Genomic DNA, 25450 nt, shown 5'->3' on the forward strand with positions numbered 1-25450 from the left:
TATAAAATGGTTTGTCAGAATTGTCATAAAGAAAACAGAAGCAAAGCAAAGTTCTGCAAGTGGTGCGGACAGCAGCTTGTTACTACTGACTTGCTTGATAAGCTGGTTGGCCTCGACGAGGTGAAGAACCAGCTGAAAACCATTGTCGATACCTATACGTTTCTGCGCTCTCGCAAGGATATCTCTAAAGCCCGTATCTCGCTCAATGCCATTGTGATTGGTGATACAGGTACGGGTAAGACGGCGCTGGCCGAGATTCTGCGCGATTACTTCTATCAGCATAAGATCATCGAAAAACCCCAGCTGATGATGGTAGATGCCGTAGATTACCAGCGATTCGTCGACAAATGGGATGAAAATATCAAGAAAGCAAAGAATGGTATATTGTTCTTCGACAATGTGCAGAAGCTTTTGCCCGATAAATACTCTAACCAGGTGAACCCGCTCGACAAGCTGTTTGTTGAGATGGACAAATGGGAGGATAACCCCATTGTGATTATATCCGGACTCTCGAAGGGTTTGGAGGACTTCTTGGAGAGCAACCCAGCCGTAGCCAACCGTTTCAAGTATACCTTCCGTATGACCACGCCAAACTTCCAGGAGCTTACCGAGATATGTAAGCTGAACCTGCAGTTGAAGTATGGCATACAGGATTTCTCGCCCGAAGCTGATAAACAGTTATTGCGTTTCTTTAAATATCAGGTTAAGATTAAGGACGAGACCTTTGGTAACGGACACCTGGCCCATAAAACAGCCGAGAATATCTTTACCCAGTATATCAGTCGTGGCGCCAATGCCACAAGGGTAGAGTTGAGCGACATCACGGGTTATGTACCCGAGGAGCGCTCGGTTGAGGATATCCTGCGCGATCTGGACAGCTACATTGGTATGGACGAGGTTAAGGCCGCCGTAAAAGAGATGGCCTACTCGGTACAGAACGCCATGCAGCGCGCCGAACGTGGACTGGGCGAGCAGGAGAAAATGTCGATGCACATTATTCTTACTGGTAATCCTGGTACAGGTAAAACCACCATTGCCCGTAAGTTGGGCGAGATTCTGGCAGCCATCGGCTATCTGGATAGCGGTCACGTAGTTGAGGTCGACCGTGCCAAGATGGTAAGTCAGTATCAGGGCGAAACACCTAAGGTGGTTGATGCCCTTTGCGATAAGGCCAAGGGCGGTATCCTGTTTGTGGATGAGGCCTACACCTTGGCTCCTGTGAGTGCGTCGGGCGATCGTGATGCCCAGGGCGCACAGGCTTTGGAGAAACTGATGAAACGTATGGAGGACGATCGCGGACAGTTTATCGTGATTGCCGCTGGTTATCGCACGGAGATGGAGAACCTGTTCCGTGTGAACCCTGGTTTCCGCAGCCGTTTCAATTATTTCCTCGATATCAAGGACTACTCGCCAGCCGAGCTGTTCGAGATTATGCAGGTATTTGCCAAGCAGAAGAAGTATATCTTCTCGCCGGATGCACAGGCACTTACTCAGAAGATGATCAAGGAGATGTACGACTCGCGCGACAAGGACTTTGCCAACGGTCGTACCATGCGTACGCTCTTCGACCAGATTTGCAAGAAACAGGCACAGCGCCTGCAGGGTGCAAATATTTCTGCGATGAGCAACGAGGAGCTCATGACCATTGTACGCGACGATATCCCATACGATGCACCACAGACCGTAAGCGTCGACGACTGTCTGAAGAAACTCGACGGTCTGGTTGGTCTCTCGGGTGTGAAGAAGGAGATTGCCAACCTGGCAGCCTTCCTGAACCTGCAGATTGCACGTGGCGAAACCAACACCTTCCAAGGCAAGCACTATGTGTTTACCGGTAACCCTGGTACGGGTAAAACCACCGTAGCCCGTATTATGGCCGATATCTTTAAGACGCTGGGCGTTGTGGCCCGCGGACAACTGGTTGAGGCCGACCGCTCTAAACTGGTGGCAGGCTTCTCGGGTCAGACAGCCATCAAGACCAACCAGCTGGTTGATCAGGCTATGGGTGGTGTACTGTTTATCGACGAGGCTTACACGCTGAAGTCGAACGATGGCGACAGCTTTGGCGCTGAGGCTATCGACACGCTGCTGAAACGTTTGGAAGATGATCGTGGTAAGTTTATCTGTATCGTGGCTGGTTATACCGACCAGATGCACGACTTTATCGATACCAACCCAGGCTTGAAGAGTCGCTTTACACAAACCATCCACTTCGACGACTATACGCCCGACGAGCTCACGGAGATCTTCCTGCACCTCGCATCCGGCAAGAACTTCACCGTCGATGAGGAGACCAAGGCGGCTATTCACCGTATGTTCGAGCAGCTCTATCTGCGCCGCGATAAGAACTTCGGTAATGCCCGTGAGGCACGCCGCATCTTCAACGAGGCTGTAGAGCGCCAGAGTCAGCGTCTGGTAAAGCAGATGACCAGTCCCGACTTCAAGGAGAGCGACATGTTTGCGCTCACCACCGCCGATCTTCCCCTGTCTCAGGGCGAGACCGCACGTCCGCTCGATGTGGTGCTCAACGAGCTCGAAGAGTTCATTGGTATGCGCTCAGTCAAGGATTCTATCCGTCGTCTGGCCGTACAGAGCATGTTCATGAAGCAGCGTGCCGCTATGGGTGCTGGCAGTGTTCAGCAGATGTCGATGAACTTTGTGCTTACGGGTAATCCGGGTACAGGTAAGACATCTATTGCCCGCAAGATGGGTGAGATACTCCAGGCCATGGACATACTGCCCACATCGCGTGTCATCGAGGCCAGTCGTGCTACGTTGGTTGGTAAGTACATGGGCGAAACACCTAAGATTGTGAACAGCATGTGCGATAAGGCCATGGGCGGTATCCTGTTCATCGACGAGGCTTACACCTTGAGCGATGGCGGCGACATGTACGGCAAGGAGGCTATCGACACGCTGATGAAACGTATGGAGGACGATCGTGGTAAGTTTGTGGTTATCGCTGCAGGCTATAAGGATAAGATGGAGGAGTTCATGATGATGAACGCCGGACTGGCCAGCCGATTCACCCACAAGTTGCACATCGACGACTACGATCCTGATGAGCTGCTGGCTATTTACAAGCACATGGCCCAGAAGGAGCAGTACCAGTTTACGCCTGAGGCTGAGCTTAAGGCACTCGACAAGATCTATAAGATGGTTCTTACCAAGACCGAGTCGTGGGGTAATGCCCGCGAGATGCGCAACCTGCTCGATTCTACTATCCAGCACCTGTCGGAGCGCGTATCAGCGCTGCCGGCCGATCAGGTTACAAAGGAAACATATCAGATTATACTACCAGAAGATATTTAACGAAATATGATTATTTGTCCAGCTTGTAAAGAAGAAATAGAAGACGATTCACATTACTGCGACCAATGTGGACAGCAGTTGCTGTTCTGTAAGCAGTGCGGTCATGTGGGGCTTGGACGTCGTTGCACACGTTGCGGCGGCATGATGGCTTTGCCTGCAGGTAGCATGGCAGCAGCCAATGCCGGAGCAAATCCCATGGGCGCTCCTATGGGCAACCCGATGGCTAATCCTATGGGCAACCCGATGGCTAATCCTATGGGTAACCCAATGGGTAGTCCTGCTGGTAATCCTGGGGTAGGGGCTGCTGTGCGCCCTGGTGTAAACATCAGCGTTACACCCAGTGCCTCAGTATCGCGCGCCGCAAATGTACCACCAGCACAACAACAGCAGCCTGTATCACCACGCACATCCAATGCGCAGAACATTGCAGCCAGCATATCGGTAGGTCCTGCTATCTCTATTGCTCAGGCAGGTGCCGGTCGTTCAAGCATGCCGATGATGACGTTGGTTAACGAAAGTCTCAATATACGTATCACAGCTATGAACGGTGCCATTATCGGTCGCCGTAAGGGTCCGTACGTTCAGTTCTTCGAGCAGAATTCGTACGTATCGGGTATTCATGCCCAGCTCAAGTACAAGTCAGGCGCAGGTTGGTTTGTTATCGATATGAACTCGTCAAACGGTACCAGGATTAATCAGGCTCCTATCCAGCCCGAGACCGAGAACCCGTTAAAGAATGGCGACGTGCTGTCGATTGCCAATGTCAACCTTCAAGTAGTAATTAGATAGTAATATTTAAAAACAATGATAACAATACACATGACAGCAGCCAGCAAAGTAGGCTGCGTGCGTAGTCAGAACGAAGACATGGTGCTGCTTGGCAGTCATTTCGTGAGGAATGATGCTTTTAGCACACGCGTAGACTTGACCAATAGCGACCGTTATATCATGGCTGTGGCCGATGGTATGGGTGGACATAATCGTGGTGATGTGGCCAGCAGTGATGCGCTGCATAACCTGGAGTTCTATTTTCACGATCTGCCCACAGGTCTTAGACCCGAATCCATCAAAGATAAGTTTGAGGATTGGTTAGACTCCATCAACAACATCATCGATTCAAAGGGTCGCTCCGACGAGCAGTATAAAGGCATGGGTACCACATTGGTAGGCTTGGCCTTCTACGAGGGCCAGTTCTACACGCTGAACTGTGGTGACAGTCGCTTGTATCGTTTCCGCGATGGCGATCTTACCCAGCTTACATCCGATCACTCGCTCAGCAACATGCTCGGCTCTTCGCAGCATTCTAACGTTATCACTAACTGTATCGGTGGTGGTGCTACAAGCTCGTTTATCGATATTGTGAACATAACCGATGATATCAAGGAGGGCGATGTTTACATGCTGTGCAGCGACGGACTCACCGATATGTTGCCAGATTCCATTATCTACACACTTCTTGCCGAAGGTTCTGACGCCAACACCCTCTGCGATGCCGCTGTGGCCGCTGGAGGCTTGGACAACGTGTCGTGTTGTGTGTTGCAATTCTAAAAAAGAGAGGAAAAATAAGAAATGCCACTAAGATTACCAGACAGACTGCCCGCTATTGATATTCTGAAGAACGAGAATATCTTTGTGATGGATAACTCGCGGGCAACAACACAGGATATCCGTCCGCTGAAGATTGTGATTCTGAACCTGATGCCTCTGAAGATAACCACAGAGACCGATCTTGTTAGATTGCTTTCAAACACACCATTGCAGATGGAGATTAACTTTATGAAGTTAAAGAGTCATACCCCTAAGAACACGCCGATTGAGCACATGATGATGTTCTATCGCGACTTTGAGTCGATGCGCAACGAGAAGTTTGATGGTATGATTATCACAGGTGCGCCTGTAGAGACGATGGACTTTGAAGATGTAACCTACTGGGATGAGATTACCGATATCTTTGCTTGGGCCAAAACCCACGTCACCAGTACCTTATATATATGTTGGGCAGCTCAGGCTGGCCTTTATTACCATTATGGTGTGCCCAAGTACCCCTTGGAAAAGAAGATGTTCGGCATCTTCCCACAAACACCCGTGGATACCAAACTGCCCATCTTCCGTGGGTTCGACGATGTGTTTATGATGCCTCACAGTCGTCATACCGAGATACATCGCGAGGATATTCTGGCCAACCCCGAGCTTACGTTGCTGGCCGAGTCACCCGAGAGTGGTGTCAGCATGGTGATGGCGCGTGGCGGTCGTGAGTTCTACATTACCGGTCACCTGGAGTATGCGCCAAACACACTCGACAATGAGTATAAGCGTGATCGTGGTATCCGCGACGATGTGGATATGCCAAAGAATTACTATCGCGATGATAATCCTGACAACGCCCCAGTAGTAACCTGGCGTGCACATGCCAACCTGCTGTACAACAACTGGATTAACTACTACGTTTACCAGGAAACACCGTATAATATCGACGAAATTAAATAAGCTTAGTGACTGCATTAGAACTTTTAGCTCCAGCCAAGAATTTGGCTTGCGGCATAGCTGCCATCGATCATGGTGCCGATGCCGTTTATATCGGTGCGCCCAAGTTTGGCGCCCGTGCAGCCGTAGGCAACAGCATCGACGATATTCGCCAACTTTGTGATTATGCTCATCAGTTTGGTGCCAAAATCTATGTTACGCTCAACACCATCGTTTACGATCATGAGCTCGACGAGGCGCAGAAACTGATTGATCAGCTGGCCGGGATAGGCGTAGATGCCATCCTGGTGCAGGATATGGGCTTGCTGCAGTTTATGAACGGTAAGCCTTTCGAGATTCACGCCTCTACGCAGACCGATAACCGCACAGCCGACAAGGTACGTTGGCTCAAGCAGGTAGGTTTTTCGCGTGCCGTTCTGGCGCGTGAGCTCTCGGCCGAGGAGATTGCCGAGATTCATCGCGAGGTGTCTGATATCGAACTCGAGGTGTTTGTGCATGGTGCCTTGTGCGTTAGCTATTCGGGCATCTGCTATGCCTCGCAGCATTGTTTCCAGCGTAGCGCCAACCGTGGTGAGTGCGCCCAGTTCTGTCGTATGCGTTTCTCGTTGGTCGATGCCGATGGCGAGGAGATAGAACATGAGCGTTACCTGCTCTCGCTCAAGGATATGAACCAGAGCGATAATCTGGATAAACTCATCGAGGCGGGTGCCGTATCGTTTAAGATCGAGGGCCGCCTCAAGGATGTTACTTACGTTAAGAACGTAACCGCTGCTTATAGCGAGCGCCTTAACGCCTATATCCGTAAGCATGCCGACCAGTATTGTCGTGCGTCAAAGGGCCGTTGCGAATACACGTTTACGCCCAATCTCAATCGTACGTTTAACCGCGGCTACACCACTTACTTTATGAATGGTCGCCAGCCTAATATCGCCTCGTTCGATACACCAAAGGCGGTGGGCGAGTTTGTGGGTAAAGTTAAGGAGATTCGTCACGATAGCTTTAACGTGGCCGGTACCGCCAGCTTTGCTAACGGCGACGGCTTGTGCTTCCTGAATCAGGATCGCCAGTTCGAAGGCTTTCGTGCCAACCGCGTGGTGGGTAATCGCATCTATCCTTTTAAGATGCCTGCTGGTTTGCGCCCAGGCATGTCGCTCTATCGTAACAACGATCAGGAGTTCGAGCGTATTCTCTCTAAGCCCAGCGCTACCCGTAAGATTCCTGTAAGCATAGCCCTGCGTGCTGTGGCTGATGGCTTTGAGCTAAGTGCCGAAGGTGTAACGGTACACTTTGCGGCCGAACATCAGATAGCCCAGAAGTCGCCTCGTGAGAATCTGGTTCGTCAGCTCTCAAAGCTGGGCGATACCATCTATGAGTGTCAGGAGGTTAACGTACCCGACGATTTTAATTATTTCATCCCCAATAGTCAGCTCACCGACATGCGCCGCCAGCTGGTCGAGGCCCTTGTACAGCCCCAGCGCCAGGTAAAGCAGGCCAAGGTGGGGGCTAATCCAGGTGTAGACAAGCTCAGTTATCAGAATAATATCTCCAACCGCCAGTCGGCTGCCTTCTATGGTACCGATGAGCTTTCGGCCTATGAGCTGAAAGGTGGCGACGGACCTATCATGCAGTGCCGTCATTGCATCCGTTATTCGTTGGGCTACTGCGTAAAGCGCGGCGGCAAACGCCCCACGTGGCACGAACCGCTTTCTCTCGTATTAGGCGATGGACGCCGATTCCGTCTTGAGTTTGATTGTCAACATTGTCAGATGAACGTCTATGCGTCGACTCGTTAGTCTCCTGTTCGTCTCCATCCTGTTATGTGGCTGCTATAACCGTGGCCCCATCACGCCCGATGCCTGGGATCTGACCGAGAAACAGCTCGACTCCATCTCGTTCTACACCACCCATCATTACACCCAGAACTACAATTTTGTGGTAACGGGCGATTCGCTGGTGGTGGTTAAGCAGCAGCCCGAGGATATGTCGGTGCCCGATGTGGTAACGTTCGAGCTGCAGTCGATGGGCGAGGAGATGAAGAAGGATTCTATCACCCTGCGCCGCAACGAGCATGTGGTGGTGGCCGATATCAAGACGGTACCCACCGATACCATCGATTCTGTGTGGGTAAAGGTGGCGCGCGATCAGCTTACTTTTGGATGGGTACACGAAAACGAGCTTCTCTCAAAGGTGTCGCCCGATGACCCAATCAGTCAGTTCATCGATTACTTCTCCGATAAGCACCTGCTGGTGTTTATGGCTTTCTGCGTGCTCACGGGTGCCGCTTATGGTTTGCGCCGCCTGATGCGTAAGGGTTGTAAGATTGTGCATTTCAATGATATCGCCTCGTTCTATCCCACAGCGCTCTGTCTGCTCATAGCCTCGTCGGCTGTGCTGTATAGTAGCATCCAGCTGTTTGCCCCCGAAACCTGGCGACATTTCTATTATCACCCCTCGCTCAATCCGTTTGCGCTGCCGTTCTGGCTGGGCGTATTCATCTCGTCGGTATGGGCGCTCATCATCTGGTCGTTGGCAACCGTCGATGATGTGTACCACCGTTTGCCCCTGGGCGAGGCCATCATGTATCTGGTAGGATTGGCAGCCGTTTGTGCTGTTATCTATGTGGTGTTCAGCATCACTACCTTGTATTATGTAGGCTATCCGTTGCTGATAGCATACTTCTATTTCGCCATCAAACGTCTGAAGCTTTAAACCAGCATCAGGTCGCTCATAATCATATCGCTTACAAAGAGTCCTTCTTTTGTGAGCGATATTTTTTGGTCGTTGAGTTTCAGCAATCCCGCCTCCAGATGGCGCTGGGCGTTTTTCAGGCAGTAGGTACGCTGCTGGTCGGTCAGCGTGCTCAGGTCTAATCCCTCGCAGGTGCGCAGGGCCACGGTCACGGCATCGTTATAGCGTGTGTCCTCGTCCAGCGTCTCAGCCTCAAAGCATCGCTCGCCTTGCTCCATGGCGGTGATGTACTGCTGGATATCGGCCACGTTCCAGCTGCGTGTCTGGATGTCGAACGAGTGGGCAGCGGCGCCGATACCGATATACGGTATGCCCTTCCAGTAGCTGCTGTTATGGCGCGAACGATAGCCCGGACGGGCAAAATTGGATATTTCGTAATGTTCGTAACCGGCTGATTCCAAGTTGTTTATTAATGTAAAGTACATCTTTCGCTCTAACTCCTCGTCAATCTCGGCCACCTTGCCTTGCTCTAACAATCGGTAGAGTGGGGTGCCCTCTTCGTACATCAGGCAGTAGGTAGAGATATGCTCCACGTTCAGCTGCAGCGCCTCGTCGATATCCGCCTGCCATTCTTCAAGTGTCTGGTTGGGAAAGCCGTACATCAGGTCGATGCTGATATTCTGGAATCCTGCTTGGCGCAAGGTTGCTACAGCCTGATGCACCTGTGCTGACGAGTGACGGCGGCGCAGAAAATGCAGACGTTCATCGTTAAAAGTCTGTGCGCCCATGCTCACACGGTTGATGGGCAGCTGCTGCAGGGCAGCAGCCAATTCGGGTGTTACGTCATCCGGATTCACCTCGATGGTCACTTCGGCATCGTTTTCCACCTTATTATATATATAGATGGCATCAAAAATCCGGCGCAACTGTGGAATGGTAAGCTGACTGGGTGTGCCGCCGCCAAGATAAATAGTGCCTAAACTCCCCTCCTTTTGGGGAGGGGTTGTGGGTAGGCTTCTCATTTTTATCTCCTGGCAAAGGGCATCAACATAGCGCTCGCGAAGCGCCAGCCCCGTGGTAGAATAGAAGCCGCAGTACACACATCGGCTGCTACAAAACGGAATATGTACGTATAAACCTGCCATTATTTTCGAATTTTGCCGGCAAAATTACAAATTTAGTTTAAAATTTGGAAGAAAGTTTTGGTGTTTTCTCAAAAAATAACTAATTTAGTCCCCGATAAAATAAGTATTCACCTAAAACTGAAACGATATGAAAGTATATCAAACTAACGAAATCAAAAACATTGCACTCATTGGCAGTGCGGGTAGCGGCAAGACAACTCTTGCCGAAAGTATGGTCTACGAAGCTGGCATCATCAAGCGCCGCGGTTCTGTAGAGAGTAAGAACACCATGAGCGATTACTTCCCCGTTGAGCAGGAATATGGCTACTCGGTGTTCTCAACTGTTTTTCATGTAGAATGGAACAACAAGAAGCTTAACATCATCGACTGCCCAGGTTCTGATGACTTCGTAGGTGGTTCTATTACTGCAATGAACGTAACCGATCAGGCTGTTATTCTTATCAACGGTCAGTATGGCCCCGAGGTAGGAACGATGAATGCCTTCCGCAATACCGAGAAACTCAAGAAACCCGTTATCTTCCTGGTAAACCAGCTGGATCGCGAGAACTGCGATTTCGATCAGATTCTCAACCAGCTCAAGGAGATCTACGGTCCTAACTGTGTGCCCGTTCAGTATCCTATCGCCACAGGTCCTGGCTTCAATGCTGTTATCGACGTGCTCCTGATGAAGAAGTACTCTTGGAAACCCGAGGGTGGTGCTCCTATCATCGAGGATATCCCAGCCGATCAGTTGGAGAAGGCTAAGGAGATGAAGGCTAAGCTGGTTGAGGCTGCTGCCGCTGGCGACGATACACTGATGGAGAAGTTCTTTGAGAGCGAGGACCTGAGCGAGGACGAGATGCGTGAGGGTATCCGTAAGGGTATGGTAACACGCAGCATCTTCCCTGTATTCTGCGTTTGTGCAGGTAAGGACATGGGTGTTCGCCGCTTGATGGAGTTCTTGGGTAACGTGGTTCCTTTTGTAAGCGATATGCCTGTTATCCAGAATGCTGCCGGTCAGGATGTTCCTGCCGATGCCAGCGCACCTGCATCACTCTATTTCTTCAAGACAGGTGTCGAGCCCCATATCGGCGAGGTATCTTACTTCAAGGTAATGAGCGGTAGCGTTAAGAGCGGCGACGACTTTACCAATGCCGATCGTGGTTCAAAGGAGCGCATAGGTACTATCTACGCTTGTGCCGGTGCCAACCGTATTCAGGTTGATCAGCTGGTAGCTGGCGATATCGGTTGTACCGTTAAGCTCAAGGATGTAAAGACTGGTAACACCCTGAATGGTAAGGATGTCGAGAATAAGTTCAACTTCATCAAGTATCCTAACTCTAAGTTCTCTCGTGCCATCAAGGCCGTTAACGAGAGCGAGACCGAGAAGATGATGACCGCTCTGCAGAAGATGCGTCAGGAGGATCCTACATGGGTTGTTGAGCAGTCTAAGGAGTTGCGCCAGATTATCGTTCATGGTCAGGGTGAGTTCCACCTGCGTACCTTGAAGTGGCGTATGGAGAACAACGAGAAGATTCAGATCGAGTATATCGAGCCAAAGATTCCTTATCGTGAGACTATCACTAAGATGGCCCGTGCCGACTATCGTCATAAGAAACAGTCGGGTGGTGCCGGACAGTTTGGTGAGGTACACCTGATTGTAGAGCCTTACACCGAGGGCATGCCCGATCCTACATCGTTCAAGATCAACGGTCAGGAGTTCAAGATGAACATCAAGGGTAAGGAAGAGATTGCCCTCGACTGGGGCGGCAAGCTGGTATTCATCAACTCGGTTGTTGGTGGTGCTATCGATATGCGATTCATGCCTGCTATCCTTAAGGGTATCATGGAGCGCATGGAGCAGGGCCCACTCACCGGTTCTTATGCTCGCGACGTTCGCGTGATTGTTTACGATGGTAAGATGCACCCAGTTGACTCTAACGAGCTTTCGTTCATGCTGGCTGCCCGTAACGCCTTCTCGGCTGCCTTCAAGGAGGCCGGTCCAAAGGTGCTCGAGCCTATCTACGATCTCGAGGTGCTCGTACCAGGCGACTACATGGGTGATGTAATGAGCGACCTGCAGGGCCGTCGTGCCATCATCATGGGTATGGATTCTGAGGCTGGCTATCAGAAGCTGAGTGCTAAGATTCCTCTCAAGGAGCTCTCAAGCTACTCTATCGCCCTCAGTTCTATCACCGGTGGTCGTGCATCGTTCTCTACCAGCTTCTCAAGCTACGAGCTCGTGCCAAACGATATCCAGCAGGCGCTGATCAAGCAGCACGAGGAGGAGATGAAGGACGAGGATTAATACGCCCCTATTATTTGTACATTGAATATGGTAGAATCCCTGCTATTTGGTTAGCAGGGATTCTTTTTTAATTGTATATTTGCAACTAAAATGTCATAATCTTGTTAAATTTGCGAAATCAGCCCGAAATAATTAACAAATTCGGTACGTCGTTTTAAGAAATAGCTTATCTTTGCAATCGATATGAAGAAAAGTACGATTTGGATCATAGCAATAGTCATGGGCCTCTCATTTGTAGGGCTTCTGTACCTTCAGATCTCGTACATCGAGGAGATGGCGAAGATGAAGAAGGAACAGCTCGACGAGTCGGTTAAGCGTAGCCTCTATCAGGCATCGCGTAACCTGGAGATGAACGAGACCCTGCGTTATCTCGAGAAGGATGTGAAGGAAACCGAGCGCAAGGCCTATAAGCAGGACTCTGTGATGGTGGATGGTCTCGACGGCACCATTAAGCACTCACACCAGTTTGCTGTAGCTGCCGACGATGGTACCGTTTACTCAAGCTTCGAGCTCAAAACGTTTGCCATCCGTCCCGCCAACGTGCCCAAGGCCATGATTCTGCGTACCGATAAGAACAGCATCTCCGAGGCCTCTAAGTCGCTGCAGGAGATTGTGCGCAACCGTTATGTATATCAGAAGGCGCTGCTTGACGAGGTAGTTTACAACATCCTCTATACCGCCAGCGATAAACCTCTGAAGGAGCGCATCAACTTCAAGCTGCTCGATCAGGATATCCGTACCGAACTGCTCAACAACGGTATCAACATCCCATACCACTTCCGCGTGGAAACCGCCGATGGTCGCGAGGTGTACCGTTGTCCCGAATACTCATCCGAGGGCGAGGAGAGTGTTTACTCACAAACGCTGTTCAGTCACGACCCCTCATCAAAGATGGGTGTGGTAAAAATCCACTTCCCCGACATGAGTTCGTACATCTTCTCAAGTGTGCGTTTCATGATCCCGGCAGTTATCTTTACCTTTGTGCTGCTGCTCACGTTCCTATTCACCATCGTGGTCATCTTCCGTCAGAAGCGACTCACCGAGATTAAGAACGACTTCATCAACAACATGACCCACGAGCTCAAGACACCTATCGCCTCAATCTCGCTGGCAGCCCAGATGATGAACGACCCCAGCGTAGCCAAGTCGGAGCAGATGGCCAAGCACCTGGGAGGTGTGATTTCCGACGAGTCGAAGCGTCTGCGTTTCCTGGTTGAGAAGGTGCTCCAGATGTCGATGTTCGATAAGAAGAGCATTGTATTCAAGAAGAAGGAGCTCGACCTGAACGAGATGGTTGAGAATATCGCCCAGTCGTTCACGCTCCGTGTAGAGCATACCGGCGGTAAGATCTATACCGATATCGAGGCTGTTGATTCAGCTATCTTCGTGGACGAGGTTCACTTCCAGAACGCTATCACCAACCTGATGGACAACGCTGTGAAGTACCGCAAGCCCGATGAGCCTATCGATATCTATATCAAGACCTGGAACGAGAAGGATCGTCTGTGCTTCTCAATCCGCGATACCGGTCTGGGCATCAAGAAGGAGAACGTGAAGAAGATCTTCGAGAAGTTCTACCGCGTTCATACAGGAAACGTGCACGATGTGAAAGGCTTCGGTCTTGGCTTGGCCTACGTGAAGAAGATTATCAACCTGCACGAGGGCGAGATCAAGTGCGAGAGCGAGCTGGGCAAGGGTACCACCTTTACTATCTCGCTGCCCATCCTGAAGGAGGACGAACAATAAACGTGATAATACAAATATAATTTAATTAATAACACTTTAAAATTTAACGATGATGGACGACAAAATTAAGATTTTGCTTTGCGAGGACGACGAGAACCTCGGAATGCTGCTCCGTGAGTATTTGCAGGCCAAAGGCTTTGTTGCAGAACTCTGTGCTGATGGTGAGGCAGGCTTCAAGGCTTTCCTCAAGACAAAATTCGACATCTGTGTGCTCGATGTGATGATGCCTAAGAAGGATGGCTTCACACTCGCTCAGGAGATTCGTTCTGCCAACACAGACGTGCCCATTATCTTCCTCACAGCTAAGACCCTGAAGGAGGATATCCTCGAAGGTTTCAAGCTGGGTGCCGACGATTACATCACCAAGCCTTTCTCAATGGAGGAGCTCGTGTTCCGTATTGAGGCCATTCTGCGCCGCACTAAGGGTAAGAAGAGCCGCGAATCTACTGTTTACCGCCTGGGTCAGTTCACTTTCGATACCCAGAAGCAGTTGCTGCAGATTGGCGAGAAGCAGACCAAGCTTACCACCAAGGAGAACGAGCTGCTGGCTCTGCTCTGCAGTCACTCAAACGAGATTCTGCAGCGCGACTTCGCTCTGAAAACTATCTGGATTGATGATAACTACTTCAATGCCCGCTCTATGGATGTTTACATCACTAAGCTGCGCAAGCATCTGAAGGACGATCCACAGATCGAGATTATCAATATTCATGGTAAGGGCTACAAGCTCATTACTCCTGAGGTAGACGATGAGTAAACCGGGCATGGTGAAAAGAGGAATCATAAAAGCATATTTGGGAGTAGCACTGGTTTTGGCCGGTGCTCTCCTTTTATTGGTTAGTTATCTTACCGGCTTCACCCGTTATAACCTGGTGTTACTTACCGGTCTGATTTTCATTGTTTTAGGCGCTGTTTTGCACGTTCGGCAACAGAAAAGAGGCGAAAAATATTAAATATTCTTAAATCATAGGAATGTTCGATGTTCAATGGTCAATGTTCAATAAAAATTTTGTACCTTTGCACCCGCTTTAAGCAATAACATTATTAATTTATTTTATTAAGTAGTATGAATCAATACGAAACCGTTTTCATTTTAACTCCCGTTTTGTCTGATGAACAGATGAAGGAAACGGCCGCAAAATTCAAGAAGGTTCTCACCGATAAGGGTGCAGAGATCATCAACGAAGAGGCCTGGGGATTGAAGAAGATGGCTTATGCTATTCAGAAGAAGTCTACAGGTTTCTACTGCCTGGTAGAGTTCAAGGCTGAGCCAGAAGTGATTAAGACATTGGAGACTGCTTTCCGTCGTGACGAGAAGGTAATTCGTTTCCAGACTGTTAAACTTGACAAGTATGCAGTTGAGTACGCCGAGAAGCGTCGTGCAAAGCTTGGTAAAAAAGAGGAGGCTTAAACTATGGCAGAACAGAGTGAAATCCGTTATTTGACAGCTCCTTCTATCGATACAAAGAAGAAGAAGTATTGCCGTTTCAAGAAGAGCGGTATCAAGTACATCGACTACAAGGATCCCGAGTTCCTGAAGAAGTTCCTCAACGAGCAGGGTAAGATTCTTCCCCGCCGTATCACTGGAACATCTCTGAAGTATCAGCGTCGTGTGGCTCAGGCCGTTAAGCGTGCCCGCCAGATCGCACTGCTGCCTTACGTAACCGATTTGATGAAATAATTAAAGAGGAGGACGCAAGATTATGGAAATTATACTGAAAGAAGATATTATCGGTCTGGGATTCAAGAACGATATCGTGAATGTAAAGTCTGGCTATGGCCGTAACTACCTCATCCCTCAGGGTAAGGGTGTTATCGCTAGCCCTTCAGCTAAGAAGATTCTCGCAGAGAACCTGAAGCAGCAGGCTCACAAGCTGGCTGCCCTCAAGGCTGCTGCCGAGGAGAAGGCTGCTCAGCTCAATGGTGTAGTTGTAGAGGTTGCCGCTAAGGTAAGCGTAACTGGCCAGCTCTATGGTTCAGTTGGTGCTGCTCAGGTTGCCGACGAGCTCGCTAAGCTGGGTAAGGAGGTTGATCGCAAGATCATCACCATGAAGGATGCCAAGAAGGTTGGCGACTATGTAGCTCTGGTACACTTCCACAAGGAGGTTATCGTTGAGCTCCCTGTAAAGGTAGTTGCTGAGAATGCTGCTGAGCTGCAGGCTGCTGCTGACGCTGAGGCTGCCATCAAGGCTGCTGCTGATGCAAAGAAGGCTGCTGCTAACGAGGCAGAGGCTGCTGAGGCTGCCGACGAGGCTGAGGCTCTCGAGGCAATCGATGCTCCTGCTGAGGCATAACTCAAAAAGATTAAATCATAACAATTAATAACATGCTGTAAGGCATCATTATTTATTATGACACAGCGTCCCGAGGGTTCTCCCTCGGGATTTTTTTGTGCCAAATAATGTAAAAGCCTTGCTTAACTGCCCGAAAGTGCTTATCTTTGCAACCAGAATAATAAACCTTGATGAAGATGAAACAGAAATACGCCGTATTGGTGTTCCTGATGCTGATTGCCGCATCGGCAGTTACAAGTTTCAGTAGCTATCGCGCTACCGAATGTCTGGTCCAGAAGGATATGAGTCAGGCTTTGGCTTTTGCCCTCGACGAGCAGCAGAGCGATGTGATTACTGCCGATACCATTAAAGTGTTTAACCGCCATCTGCAGTTAGATGCCCTGCGCGGTCAGGCCCTGCTGGCTGTCGATACCCGTCAGCATGCGTTCCGTTGCGAGGCCCAGTGTTCAGCTGCTACCATTTTCTCGATGTCGGAACAACGTCCCGCCTTAGCTTTTTGCACCTTGGCTATGCTGTGGGGTATGTTCTGTTTGTATCAGCACCGCCGACAGATGATTGAGGGTCTTTATGGCGGGTTGGCTTTGCTGGATGGCCGCATTGTTGATGCCAAAGGCAGCGTGGTAAAACTCACGCCCATGCAGCTACAGCTGATGGAGATGTTTTTCCGTTCACCCAATCACAGCTTGTCGAAAACCGAAATCTGCGACACGTTATGGCCTAAAAAGGACGACGCCAGCGAAACGCTTTACACGCTTATCCGTCGTTTAAAGCCCATCATCGAGGCCCATTCAGATTTAAAGATTGAGGCCGACCGCGGAAAAGCTTACGAATTGAAAATCAAATAGTTATCACATAAACACCTTGTCTCTTCATACCATGTATGGGGAGATTTTTTTGTTAAATACAGTTAATGCTTGTTTGGTTTCGGACCGTTTATGTGTCTAATGATTGTAAAGCAAAAGTAAATGGAAAAAAATGCATTCGAACAGATAGCCCGCACGTGGCGCGAAAAAGCCATCAGCGTAAGTCTCCACTATGGTGCGGGTAAGGAAGAGGCCGAGGACATCGCACAGGATGTGATGCTTCGTCTGTGGCAGATGCACCATGAACTGGAGCAATACCAATCGGTAGAGGCCATCGTGTCGCTGATGTCGAAACATCTGCTGCGAAACCACCAAAGGCGAAAACCTACCGAGGCGCTCAACGAGGCCACCGTGGTGGGGCTAACAACCAGTCCACACGAAGAGCTGGAGAGCAAGGAGAACGAGCAATGGCTGCAATCCCGGCTGGCCCAGCTGCCCACCACGCAGCGCACCTTACTTTATATGCGACAAGTAGAGCGGCGCAGTCACGAAGAGATAGCCCAACTGTTAGGCATCGAGCCCACATCGGTAAGTACCCTGCTGGCCAGAGCCCGACGAACATTATTACAAGAAATCAAACAGCGAAACGAGTTATGATACAGTACACCAAGGAATACATTCAGGAGTTGCTTACCAAATATATGGACGGCACTTCTACGCTCGACGAGGAGGATATCCTGAGCAGCTACTTCAAGGGCGATAACATCCCCGAGGAGTGGACCTGCTACCAGCAGCTGTTCCAGGAGATCGAGGCCATGCAGCCCGTTGCAGAGCCTGCTGATATTCAGCCCGCCGCAGAGCAGAAACCCGAAAGCCGTCGCCGTTGGATGGTTTGGAGCCTGGCCGCTGCAGCCGTTGTTGCCGGTGTGGTGTATCTGGCCGTTCCCTCTCATCAGTCGGCGTTTGTGCCCGCAGCACCGCTCACCGCCCAGACCGATACCACAACGGTACAGTCGGAAACCGAGATGGTGATGCCTCAAAACGAGACGGTTCATACCGATACGGTGCTGGCACCCAAGGCGGCTGCCCAGCCTGCCCCCGCCAAGAAGCGCAGCAAGCGCAAGATAGTGCCCACTATCCACGATATCGATAAGGCATATGCCCTGATGGCGCAGGTTAAAGCCCAGGCACAGGCTGAAGACGAGATGATAGAGGCGAAGATGGCCGCTTACGGCTACATTCCCGTGATGCAAGAAGATGGTACCATAGTATATATTAACGAACAAACAAATTTTATTGCATATGAAGAGTAAAAACTTAATTCTGTCGGCCATGCTGATGGCGCTGCCCTCAACCCTGATGGCGCAGCAGAACATTCAGAAGGCATTTGATGCCCTGCTGAAGGATAAGATAGTAGAAACCAAGACGCAGCACACCTTGGAGCGCGACCCGGAAACGGGACAGAAAACTGCCCAGGCCGATGTGTACGACTTTACCTTAGCTTCGGCTCAGGCACGTAAGCACATCAAGAATATCCAGGAGGCTTTCGAGAAGGATAAGGATGTTGCTTACACCTATCGTACGGGTACACATCGCCAGGATGAAGTGAATGAAAGGGTTGATAAGAAAAGGCACGAAACGATGCTTAGCGTTATTCACTATAGTCGCATTCAGATTGCTGTAGGCGATGGCAAGCAGTCGGTAGCTATCGGCACCAAGGAAGGAGCTAATTATGTCTATGCCTGCTTTAATGATGAGGATGACGCTACCAAGAAATACCGTTATTGCTATGCGATGGACTGGGTAGAGCAGAATGGCGAGGCTATAGTCCGACTGGCCGTCACCTATGCCATGAAGCCCGAAGCACGCAAATCCTATGGAAAGGGGCGCATAGCAAGCGTTACTCTGAATGGAAAGCCGCTGAAGATCGACGAGATTATGGAGGCTGTAGGCGATCAGCTTGAAAACATTAAGGGGTTTGGAGACAACTTTGAGTTCAACCTCGATTCTATCGATGCACCCAAGTCGTCGTATATCTGGCTCAGCGAGTTCAACACCTACAAGAAGTTCTTCCTGAAGAATCCCGATGGCAATACCGCTACCCATCACGCCACCTCGATTTATAATCTCTGCAAGAACGCAGATGGACTTGAGGCCGACGAAAAGAAGTTGGTTATCAGCGAGATCAAGAAGCTGAAAGAGGTCACCGGCGACGATTTTATCCAGAATCTGTTCGATATGTGCATCGAACGACTTAAAAAGTAAGCAACTGAAATTCAGATAGTTCGATCGCTGTCAGTGAATTGTCAGACAAATGTCAGCCAAATAATTCTCTCTCTTTATATTCTCTTCATACCTTTGCAGTCAAAAACTACAGGTATGAGGAGATTCTTATTTTTAGCGTTTGGTGCGTTTGTGATTTTTATGGTATATATGTCGAACTGTGGTGGATGTAATGACCGTCCGTTGGCCGAGAAGCTGGAGCGGGCGATGACGCAGACACGGCTGGTGACTTATCACGATGATGATTACGATTACACCATTAAATACCCGATGTTTTTTGAACCTTCCGACGATTCGTTGATGGAGAAAGGCTGCTGCAGGTTCAGTTTTTGGCAGGATAGCATCGAGATTGTGCTGGCGGCCTTTGTGCAACGTAATGCCGACTCGCTCAGCGTCGATCAGGCTGCCAACAAATACGCAGCTGAGCTGCATGCCACGCATCAACGCACGGGTAAGGACTTCTTTATTCTTTCAGGCTCGCTGCATAGCGATACAGGTAAGATTACCGGGCGCCGCTTTTATGCAAAGTTTGTGCGTCATCGCAAACTCTGGTTTGTACAAACCCTCACGTATCCCGAAGAATGCGAGCGCGCCATGAGTCGACTGCTTAAAGAGATAGCTGCCTGGCAGGTTTGGTAAGCAAAAAATAAGCCGCACTATTCTGTGCGGCTTGTTATTTTCTGGAGATGTAATCTCTCGTTTAGTTGCTTCAGTAGCTCTTGGGGCTTGATGTCCAAGTAGCGTGTGGGGATTTCGTAGGGAGCACCGGGACTGAGTTTATAGGCCATGCGTGTTTCGCGGGTTTCGTCCAGATACTCATCGGTACGATAATTCTCGTGTTCCTGCTTGTAGTGTATGCCAATCAGATACTGACCTTTATAGGTTACGGGATAGAAATCCTCTACGTCGCGGAAGCAGACCGTCCACTTATACCTGCTTTTTACCTCTATGCACTCGTCGTTGACAACGATGCGACGCCAACCTCTGATCAGTTCGATCGCTAAATTAACGAACATGACAGCAGCGAATGCACTAACGAATCTGAAGGCGTCTTCGTTGCACATAGAAAAGTATGCCACAACGCCAACCAATGGAACAAGAATCAGCAGTCCTATGGCGGGCAACTTTTTTGAGTAGTTAACTTTAAGTACTTTCATTATTTTCTCTTTATTAGTTCTACTTTATAGCCTTCTTTGCGCAGCAGTTGGATAATGCCCGACTGACCAATCAGATGTCCTGCGCCGAATACAAATAGGGTTGGTGTTTGGCTGATGGCGGTTTTGATTTTGGGCAACCATCGCTCGTTGCGGGCCTTAAACAGTTCGGGCTGCTTGTTAACCTGCGAAATCCAGTAGTCTGATTGTGCAAAACTATCGTAATCGCCCTCTTTCCAATAGGTTCCGGTCTTGGCTACCGTGTTCAGCTCGTCGGCTATCATCTGTTTGCGATGCCCCATGTCGCTCAGAAAAGCCACCAGCGAGTCAACCTGCACGTCGATCTTGGCATTCAGCGAGTCGCGCATCTTTTTCAGCTTATCCTCGGGCTGTACCTCGTCGAGCTGTCCGAAGCTTAATCCGCGCTCCTTGGCACGATTGATGCAGAACATGTCTATCGGTGTGCCGGTCATGCCTAACTCGGGATGTTTCTGCATCTCCTGACTTGTAAATATCAAGCTGAATGTGGTAATCAGCACGTTGGGCTGATAGTTCCATACGCTTTTCATCACCGAGTCGGTAAAGTTCACTTGGAAAGTCTCTTTAAAGCGCGTGTTCAGCAGGTCTATCTGGTCCTGATTCAGTACGTCAAAGATGTTTTTCCCTTCGGGCAGACTGATAGCCTGCTGTCCTGCAGCCTGTGCCTGGGCCATGGATTGCTGACTGCTGATATCGTACTCGGCATAAAGCTGACGGCATTTCGATTCGGCCTCGATAAATTCGGGGATACTGTCGAGCAGAGAGCCGGGCAACGTGTGTACTGATCCGAGGATATAAGATGGCTCTTTGATTTTCTTGCCGCTGATGCGGAACAGGAACTGAGCGTTGGCACTAACAGCTGTAAAGGCTATGGCCAGGATAAGGAAGGTTTTCTTCATAACTTTTTTGGTTTATAAGTTTCACGTTGCAAATATAAGCAACACTTTTTGATTGCGCAAGAAAAACGCGCGCCTTAACCTAATAATAACATTGGGTTGGGGACAGAACAAAAATAAAGCCCGCAGAACTGAGTTCTACGGGCTCTTTCTCTCAATCGTTCGTTCAATTACTGAGCAACTGAATCAGCAGCAACTGTGTCAACAGCGAGGCTGTCAGCTACAGTGTCAACTACCTCGGCGATAGAGTCAGTGTCCTGTACAGGAGCCTGAGCCTTGTTACCACATGATGCGAAAGAGATAGCAGCAACTGCTACGAACATGAATACCAATTTCTTCATTTTTTCTAAGCTTTTAAAATCTGTAAAACAATCATTTGTTTATTAAAACGATGCAAAGGTAAGCATTATTTTAATACAACGTATCATTTTTTTCGATTTTTTTTTAGGGGTTTTTGTAACTTTTTCGCAAAACGCTGTAAATCAACCACTTACGAAATGTTAAATTTAGTGTAATTTTCGCACATAACTTAAAAATGGCTCAAAATGCGTGTTTTTTGCAAAAAATGTCGTACCTTTGTGCCCGCAAACAATACACCTATTTTATATATGATAGATACCTCAGCATTTCAAGGCAAAAAGGCTGCCTATTTTACACTCGGATGTAAGTTGAACTTCTCAGAAACATCTACTTTTGGTAAGATGCTTCAGGACCTGGGCGTAAGTACTGCCCAGAAAGGCGAGCAGGCCGACATCTGTTTGATAAACACCTGTTCGGTAACCGAGGTGGCTGATAAGAAATGTCGTCAGGCCATTCACCGCTTGGTGCGCGAGAATCCCGGTGCCTTTGTGGTGGTAACGGGATGCTATGCCCAGCTCGAGGCCGACGAGGTGGCAAAGATCGAGGGTGTAAGTCTGGTGTTAGGCTCTAACGAGAAGGCCAACCTGGTTCAGTTCTTGTCGGATGCCTGGACAGGCGCCCCCACAGCTAAGTATTATCGTGAGAAAACCAAGGATATCAAATCCTTTGCGCCCAGCTGCTCAAAGGGTAACCGCACGCGCTATTTCCTGAAGGTGCAGGATGGTTGCGATTACTTCTGCACCTACTGTACTATTCCCTACGCCCGTGGTTTTTCGCGCAACCCAACGATTGCCTCGCTGGTAGCGCAGGCCCAGGAGGCCGCTGCCGAGGGTGGTAAGGAGATTGTGCTCACCGGTGTGAACATCGGCGACTTTGGTAAGACTACCGGCGAGAAGTTTATCGACCTGGTTAAGGCGCTCGATGGGGTAGAGGGCATTCAGCGTTACCGCATCAGCTCGCTCGAACCCGATCTGATTTCGGACGAGCTCATCGAGTACTGCGCCAAGAGCCGTGCCTTCATGCCGCACTTCCACATCCCCCTGCAGAGTGGTAGCAACACGGTGCTCAAGCTCATGCATCGTCATTACGATCGCGAGCTGTTTGCCGAGAAGATCCACCGTATCAAGGAGTTGATGCCCGATGCCTTTATCGGCGTGGATGTGATGGTGGGCTGCCGTGGCGAAACACCCGAGTGCTTCGAGGAGACCTACACGTTCCTGGATAGCCTGGATGTTACTCAGCTGCACGTGTTCCCATACTCCGAGCGCCCAGGCACATCGGCCCTCAGCATCCCCTACGTGGTTCCCGAGAAGGAGAAGAAGCAGCGTGTAAAGCGCTTGCTGGAACTCTCTGATCAGAAAACCCATGCTTTCTACGAGCGTTATATCGGCCAGCAGGCCGAGGTGCTGTTCGAGAAGGCTACCCGCGGTCGTGCCATGCACGGTTTTACAAAGAACTATATCCGTGTAGAGCTGCCCGCCAAGGATGCCAACCCCGATTTCGATAATCAGCTTATCAGTGTGAAGCTGGGCGAGATGACCCGCGATAAGGAGTCGTTAATGTGTATTATATAATGTACGCGCGCGAAAAAATGGAAAAAGTAGCAATAGTCATACTCAACTGGAACGGTCGCCAGATGCTCGAGCAGTATCTGCCCTCCGTGCTTAATTACTCAAAGGACGAGGCCACGGTTTATGTAGCCGATAACGCATCAACCGACGATTCGTTGGCGTTCCTGCAGCAGCATTACCCCGAGGTAAAGCTGGTTGTGCTGGATCAGAACTGGGGCTTTGCCGAGGGTTACAACCGGGCTTTGGCACAGATCCAGGCCGAGTACTACCTGCTGCTCAACTCCGATATCGAGGTTACCCACCATTGGCTCACCCCGATGATCGAGTACCTGGATGCCCATGCCGATGTGGCTGCCTGTCAGCCCAAGCTGCTCTCCATCTTTGATAAGGACCGCTTTGAGTATGCCGGTGCCAGCGGTGGCTATCTCGACCGCTTTGGCTATCCCTTCTGTCGCGGTCGAATCTTCGATACCGTCGAGGCCGATAACGGACAGTACGACGATGTGGCCGATATCCTGTGGGCCACAGGCGCCGCGCTCCTCATTCGCAGCACCGATTACTGGGCTGTAAACGGATTGGATGCCCGGTTCTTTGCCCATAACGAAGAGATTGATATGTGTTGGCGATTGCGCATTCGTGGTCGCCGTATCGTCTGCATTCCAGATAGTTACGTGTACCACGTTGGTGGCGGCACGCTGCCTAAGGGTAACCCGATGAAGACCTTCCTGAACTTCCGCAACAACCTGACGATGCTGTATAAATGCCTGCCCGATGGCGAGCTGCAGCACGTGATGCGTTGGCGCTGGTTCCTGGATTACCTGGCCGCCTGGGAAACCCTGATTCTGGGTCGTAACTGGGGCGACTTCAAGGCCATCTACCGTGCCCGTCGCGCTTTTAAACGTTGGAAGAAAGATTTTGAAGCCGACCGCCAAGCCATTCAGGCTTCGCGTCAGACCATAAAAATACCAGAGCAAAAATCGTTCTCTTTGCTCTGGCAGTATTACGCTAAAGGTCGCAAGCTGTTTAGTGCCTTGCCCCTTTAGTTATGGCTGGGTAATCACCACCTTTACGGGCTGTTCAACCTCCTTGCGCCACAGCTTCAGGAAGTTGAACCAATCCTTAGCGGTATGATAGCCAAATGTCTCGTTATCAGAGGTATACGCTATCTTGTACTTCAGTATATTCTGGTTGGCTTTTACCACAAAAGCATAGTTATCTTTGTTGGCTGGCTCCTCGCTGGCCATGTACTGCTGGGGTATCAATATACCCAAGCCCACCGTTTCGCGCTTAAAGTTGATGGTGTCGCCTGTGGGGAAGTCGCTGCCCCAACAGCCGCGCAAACCCTTATGGTCGGTAAACTCCTCCGAACCCTTCACGTTAATCACACCGGTAGAGAATCGGTAGTTGCTCACGTCGGTATGCTTCTTGGTGAAATATACTTCTACATCGGTGTCGCGATGACCGGCGTACTGGATGTAGCGTATCGTTAGGTTGATGGGTGATGGGTGGTAGGTGTTGGTGGATGGTGCCTGCCAACCTTTATCTACTAACTCTACGATGGCGCGCAGCGGACCGTACGAGATGATGCGCTGTGTGCGCGAGGCTACGGGCTCAATCATCGTGGGCTGCTTTCCGTCCCAACCGCGGAACGCACCCAGTCCAAAGGTGTTGCCTACCCACAGCACATCGTCGCCGTAACCTTGAGCCTTCTGTTCAGGCTGGGTGTAGAACTGGGTTTCCTCCAGCTCCAGGCGCTTCTGGAACTTACCGTACAGGTCCAGTGTCTGACGTTTGTCGAAGTAGATGCGGATACCGTTCAGCTCGCTCTCAAAATCCACGCCGTGATGGTGCTGCAGGTTGTACGAGTTAGCGCAGTCGCCGCGCGCGGTGATGGCCTCGATAAAGTTGTTGTGCTTGTTTTTCTCCTTCACCTTGTCGTTGCGAATCAGCATTTCGGCAAACACGCGGGCAGGGTATTTGGCAGGTTCGTCGCACAGGTCGGTAAACAGCTGTACCTGGTACTTCAACTGCTGTTTGCCCTTCAGATCGGTCAAAAAGCACAGCTCGTCGAACACCTCGTCCTGGTCCAGATCATCTAGCTGACAGGGTATCTCCTTGCCCTCGCAGGTAACCAGCGCGCGGCGCACTTCGCCGTAGCTGTTAAGGGGGATTATCACCGCCTGATCGGTGCGTGCGGCAGCCGATGGGTTAGTAACGCTCACGGTCAGCTGCTGCTGAGCCTGGGCGGTCATCACACTGATGGCAGCAAGTGCCAACGTTATCATTTTCTTCTTCATCTTTTTTATTTGTCTTAGCAGAGAGCAAAAGTACACAAAAACCATCAAACGGCCCCCGATTTTTACACAAATAAACAAAAATGTGCAGGTT

Annotated in this window: 25 protein-coding genes; 20 read left to right on the forward strand and 5 right to left on the reverse strand. The window is 50.1% G+C overall.

Going from position 1 to position 25450, the window contains the following annotated elements; translation table 11 throughout:
- Window positions 1-6: 6 nt before the first annotated feature.
- The 6 genes from BLR73_RS10875 to BLR73_RS10900 are packed head-to-tail and all read left to right on the forward strand — an operon-like array spanning window position 7 to window position 8505.
- Window positions 7-3312: an AAA family ATPase gene (locus BLR73_RS10875; RefSeq protein WP_084163169.1), complete on the forward strand. Its 3306-nt coding sequence runs from the start codon at window positions 7-9 to the stop codon at window positions 3310-3312.
- A 6-nt stretch (window positions 3313-3318) separates the two neighbouring features.
- A complete protein-coding gene (locus BLR73_RS10880; protein ID WP_074684058.1) occupies window positions 3319-4101 on the forward strand; it encodes an FHA domain-containing protein in 783 nt (260 codons plus the stop codon).
- Between the two features lie 15 nt (window positions 4102-4116).
- Complete coding sequence (locus BLR73_RS10885) at window positions 4117-4860, forward strand: PP2C family protein-serine/threonine phosphatase (protein ID WP_041385603.1); 744 nt, start codon at window positions 4117-4119, stop codon at window positions 4858-4860.
- A 21-nt stretch (window positions 4861-4881) separates the two neighbouring features.
- A complete protein-coding gene (gene metA / locus BLR73_RS10890; protein ID WP_013063445.1) occupies window positions 4882-5799 on the forward strand; it encodes a homoserine O-acetyltransferase MetA in 918 nt (305 codons plus the stop codon).
- A 5-nt stretch (window positions 5800-5804) separates the two neighbouring features.
- Window positions 5805-7589, forward strand: coding sequence for a peptidase U32 family protein (locus tag BLR73_RS10895; protein ID WP_091861943.1), 1785 nt, complete (start codon window positions 5805-5807; stop codon window positions 7587-7589).
- Window positions 7573-8505, forward strand: coding sequence for a hypothetical protein (locus BLR73_RS10900; protein ID WP_013064563.1), 933 nt, complete (start codon window positions 7573-7575; stop codon window positions 8503-8505). Before BLR73_RS10895 ends, BLR73_RS10900 begins: the two co-directional genes overlap by 17 nt.
- Here BLR73_RS10900 and hemW read toward each other — a convergent pair.
- Complete coding sequence (hemW, locus tag BLR73_RS10905; protein ID WP_091861946.1) at window positions 8502-9629, reverse strand: radical SAM family heme chaperone HemW; 1128 nt, start codon at window positions 9627-9629, stop codon at window positions 8502-8504. The genes BLR73_RS10900 and hemW overlap by 4 nt on opposite strands.
- Before the next feature lie 127 nt (window positions 9630-9756).
- On the opposite strand from hemW, the gene BLR73_RS10910 reads away from it, so the two are divergent.
- The 12 genes from BLR73_RS10910 to BLR73_RS10965 all read left to right on the forward strand — a co-directional run bounded on the left by BLR73_RS10910 (window position 9757) and on the right by BLR73_RS10965 (window position 19681).
- The gene (locus BLR73_RS10910; RefSeq protein WP_091861949.1) at window positions 9757-11916 is read left to right on the forward strand and encodes an elongation factor G; all 2160 of its coding nucleotides are present in this window, start codon (window positions 9757-9759) and stop codon (window positions 11914-11916) included.
- A gap of 183 nt (window positions 11917-12099) precedes the next feature.
- Window positions 12100-13662, forward strand: a complete 1563-nt coding sequence (locus tag BLR73_RS10915; RefSeq protein WP_033151265.1) for a sensor histidine kinase — start codon at window positions 12100-12102, stop codon at window positions 13660-13662.
- 52 nt (window positions 13663-13714) lie between these two features.
- Window positions 13715-14419 carry a response regulator transcription factor RprY gene (locus BLR73_RS10920; RefSeq protein ID WP_013063842.1) on the forward strand — a complete coding sequence of 235 codons (705 nt, stop codon included), beginning with the start codon at window positions 13715-13717 and terminating at the stop codon, window positions 14417-14419.
- The gene (locus tag BLR73_RS10925; protein ID WP_081358222.1) at window positions 14412-14615 is read left to right on the forward strand and encodes a hypothetical protein; all 204 of its coding nucleotides are present in this window, start codon (window positions 14412-14414) and stop codon (window positions 14613-14615) included. The genes BLR73_RS10920 and BLR73_RS10925 overlap by 8 nt, the downstream gene beginning before the upstream one ends.
- 113 nt (window positions 14616-14728) lie before the next feature.
- On the forward strand, window positions 14729-15073 hold the full coding sequence (gene rpsF / locus BLR73_RS10930) for a 30S ribosomal protein S6 (RefSeq protein ID WP_013063574.1): 345 nt from the start codon (window positions 14729-14731) through the stop codon (window positions 15071-15073).
- A gap of 3 nt (window positions 15074-15076) precedes the next feature.
- Entirely contained in the window at window positions 15077-15343 is a 267-nt protein-coding gene (rpsR, locus tag BLR73_RS10935; RefSeq protein ID WP_013064765.1) for a 30S ribosomal protein S18, read from the forward strand.
- Between the two features lie 22 nt (window positions 15344-15365).
- On the forward strand, window positions 15366-15956 hold the full coding sequence (gene rplI / locus BLR73_RS10940; RefSeq protein ID WP_013064329.1) for a 50S ribosomal protein L9: 591 nt from the start codon (window positions 15366-15368) through the stop codon (window positions 15954-15956).
- Between the two features lie 176 nt (window positions 15957-16132).
- On the forward strand, window positions 16133-16801 hold the full coding sequence (locus BLR73_RS10945; protein WP_176763676.1) for a helix-turn-helix domain-containing protein: 669 nt from the start codon (window positions 16133-16135) through the stop codon (window positions 16799-16801).
- Between the two features lie 120 nt (window positions 16802-16921).
- On the forward strand, window positions 16922-17416 hold the full coding sequence (locus BLR73_RS10950) for an RNA polymerase sigma factor (RefSeq protein WP_033151266.1): 495 nt from the start codon (window positions 16922-16924) through the stop codon (window positions 17414-17416).
- The gene (locus tag BLR73_RS10955; RefSeq protein WP_091861955.1) at window positions 17413-18072 is read left to right on the forward strand and encodes a hypothetical protein; all 660 of its coding nucleotides are present in this window, start codon (window positions 17413-17415) and stop codon (window positions 18070-18072) included. The genes BLR73_RS10950 and BLR73_RS10955 overlap by 4 nt, the downstream gene beginning before the upstream one ends.
- Window positions 18062-19024 (forward strand): hypothetical protein, encoded by a 963-nt coding sequence (locus tag BLR73_RS10960; RefSeq protein WP_091861958.1) that lies wholly within the window; start codon window positions 18062-18064, stop codon window positions 19022-19024. The genes BLR73_RS10955 and BLR73_RS10960 overlap by 11 nt, the downstream gene beginning before the upstream one ends.
- A gap of 114 nt (window positions 19025-19138) precedes the next feature.
- Window positions 19139-19681, forward strand: coding sequence for a hypothetical protein (locus tag BLR73_RS10965; protein ID WP_143010940.1), 543 nt, complete (start codon window positions 19139-19141; stop codon window positions 19679-19681).
- Window positions 19682-19698: 17 nt separating this feature from the next.
- Here the strand turns inward: BLR73_RS10965 and BLR73_RS10970 are convergent, their stop codons facing one another.
- From BLR73_RS10970 to BLR73_RS14390, 3 genes are all read right to left on the reverse strand, one after another.
- Window positions 19699-20199 carry an STM3941 family protein gene (locus BLR73_RS10970; protein WP_091861963.1) on the reverse strand — a complete coding sequence of 167 codons (501 nt, stop codon included), beginning with the start codon at window positions 20197-20199 and terminating at the stop codon, window positions 19699-19701.
- On the reverse strand, window positions 20199-21134 hold the full coding sequence (locus BLR73_RS10975) for a TraB/GumN family protein (RefSeq protein WP_091861965.1): 936 nt from the start codon (window positions 21132-21134) through the stop codon (window positions 20199-20201). Before BLR73_RS10975 ends, BLR73_RS10970 begins: the two co-directional genes overlap by 1 nt.
- Before the next feature lie 167 nt (window positions 21135-21301).
- Window positions 21302-21472 carry a PG1828 family lipoprotein gene (locus BLR73_RS14390; RefSeq protein WP_013064048.1) on the reverse strand — a complete coding sequence of 57 codons (171 nt, stop codon included), beginning with the start codon at window positions 21470-21472 and terminating at the stop codon, window positions 21302-21304.
- Between the two features lie 267 nt (window positions 21473-21739).
- Here BLR73_RS14390 and mtaB point away from each other — a divergent pair, with 267 nt between their 5' ends.
- Together mtaB and BLR73_RS10985 are read left to right on the forward strand one after the other, a co-directional pair.
- Window positions 21740-23065 carry a tRNA (N(6)-L-threonylcarbamoyladenosine(37)-C(2))-methylthiotransferase MtaB gene (gene mtaB, locus BLR73_RS10980; RefSeq protein WP_041386582.1) on the forward strand — a complete coding sequence of 442 codons (1326 nt, stop codon included), beginning with the start codon at window positions 21740-21742 and terminating at the stop codon, window positions 23063-23065.
- 17 nt (window positions 23066-23082) lie between these two features.
- Window positions 23083-24105: a glycosyltransferase family 2 protein gene (locus BLR73_RS10985; RefSeq protein WP_013063275.1), complete on the forward strand. Its 1023-nt coding sequence runs from the start codon at window positions 23083-23085 to the stop codon at window positions 24103-24105.
- On the opposite strand, the gene BLR73_RS10990 is transcribed toward BLR73_RS10985, so the two are convergent.
- Window positions 24106-25359, reverse strand: coding sequence for a DUF4861 domain-containing protein (locus tag BLR73_RS10990; RefSeq protein ID WP_091861968.1), 1254 nt, complete (start codon window positions 25357-25359; stop codon window positions 24106-24108).
- Window positions 25360-25450: the final 91 nt, after the last annotated feature.

The organism is Prevotella sp. khp1, assembly GCF_900102205.1.
In the GTDB taxonomy this organism is placed as follows: domain Bacteria; phylum Bacteroidota; class Bacteroidia; order Bacteroidales; family Bacteroidaceae; genus Prevotella; species Prevotella ruminicola.

Bases quoted from the DNA above. Each gene is read 5' to 3' on its own strand.
- BLR73_RS10875 (WP_084163169.1), top strand. From the start codon at position 7: ATGGTTTGTCAGAATTGTCATAAAGAAAACAGAAGCAAAGCAAAGTTC.
- BLR73_RS10880 (WP_074684058.1), top strand. From the start codon at position 3,319: ATGATTATTTGTCCAGCTTGTAAAGAAGAAATAGAAGACGATTCACAT.
- BLR73_RS10885 (WP_041385603.1), top strand. From the start codon at position 4,117: ATGATAACAATACACATGACAGCAGCCAGCAAAGTAGGCTGCGTGCGT.
- metA (WP_013063445.1), top strand. From the start codon at position 4,882: ATGCCACTAAGATTACCAGACAGACTGCCCGCTATTGATATTCTGAAG.
- BLR73_RS10900 (WP_013064563.1), top strand. From the start codon at position 7,573: ATGCGTCGACTCGTTAGTCTCCTGTTCGTCTCCATCCTGTTATGTGGC.
- hemW (WP_091861946.1), bottom strand. From the start codon at position 9,629: ATGGCAGGTTTATACGTACATATTCCGTTTTGTAGCAGCCGATGTGTG.
- BLR73_RS10910 (WP_091861949.1), top strand. From the start codon at position 9,757: ATGAAAGTATATCAAACTAACGAAATCAAAAACATTGCACTCATTGGC.
- BLR73_RS10915 (WP_033151265.1), top strand. From the start codon at position 12,100: ATGAAGAAAAGTACGATTTGGATCATAGCAATAGTCATGGGCCTCTCA.
- BLR73_RS10920 (WP_013063842.1), top strand. From the start codon at position 13,715: ATGGACGACAAAATTAAGATTTTGCTTTGCGAGGACGACGAGAACCTC.
- BLR73_RS10925 (WP_081358222.1), top strand. From the start codon at position 14,412: ATGAGTAAACCGGGCATGGTGAAAAGAGGAATCATAAAAGCATATTTG.
- rpsF (WP_013063574.1), top strand. From the start codon at position 14,729: ATGAATCAATACGAAACCGTTTTCATTTTAACTCCCGTTTTGTCTGAT.
- rpsR (WP_013064765.1), top strand. From the start codon at position 15,077: ATGGCAGAACAGAGTGAAATCCGTTATTTGACAGCTCCTTCTATCGAT.
- rplI (WP_013064329.1), top strand. From the start codon at position 15,366: ATGGAAATTATACTGAAAGAAGATATTATCGGTCTGGGATTCAAGAAC.
- BLR73_RS10945 (WP_176763676.1), top strand. From the start codon at position 16,133: ATGAAACAGAAATACGCCGTATTGGTGTTCCTGATGCTGATTGCCGCA.
- BLR73_RS10950 (WP_033151266.1), top strand. From the start codon at position 16,922: ATGGAAAAAAATGCATTCGAACAGATAGCCCGCACGTGGCGCGAAAAA.
- BLR73_RS10955 (WP_091861955.1), top strand. From the start codon at position 17,413: ATGATACAGTACACCAAGGAATACATTCAGGAGTTGCTTACCAAATAT.
- BLR73_RS10960 (WP_091861958.1), top strand. From the start codon at position 18,062: ATGAAGAGTAAAAACTTAATTCTGTCGGCCATGCTGATGGCGCTGCCC.
- BLR73_RS10965 (WP_143010940.1), top strand. From the start codon at position 19,139: ATGAGGAGATTCTTATTTTTAGCGTTTGGTGCGTTTGTGATTTTTATG.
- BLR73_RS10970 (WP_091861963.1), bottom strand. From the start codon at position 20,199: ATGAAAGTACTTAAAGTTAACTACTCAAAAAAGTTGCCCGCCATAGGA.
- BLR73_RS10975 (WP_091861965.1), bottom strand. From the start codon at position 21,134: ATGAAGAAAACCTTCCTTATCCTGGCCATAGCCTTTACAGCTGTTAGT.
- BLR73_RS14390 (WP_013064048.1), bottom strand. From the start codon at position 21,472: ATGAAGAAATTGGTATTCATGTTCGTAGCAGTTGCTGCTATCTCTTTC.
- mtaB (WP_041386582.1), top strand. From the start codon at position 21,740: ATGATAGATACCTCAGCATTTCAAGGCAAAAAGGCTGCCTATTTTACA.
- BLR73_RS10985 (WP_013063275.1), top strand. From the start codon at position 23,083: ATGGAAAAAGTAGCAATAGTCATACTCAACTGGAACGGTCGCCAGATG.
- BLR73_RS10990 (WP_091861968.1), bottom strand. From the start codon at position 25,359: ATGAAGAAGAAAATGATAACGTTGGCACTTGCTGCCATCAGTGTGATG.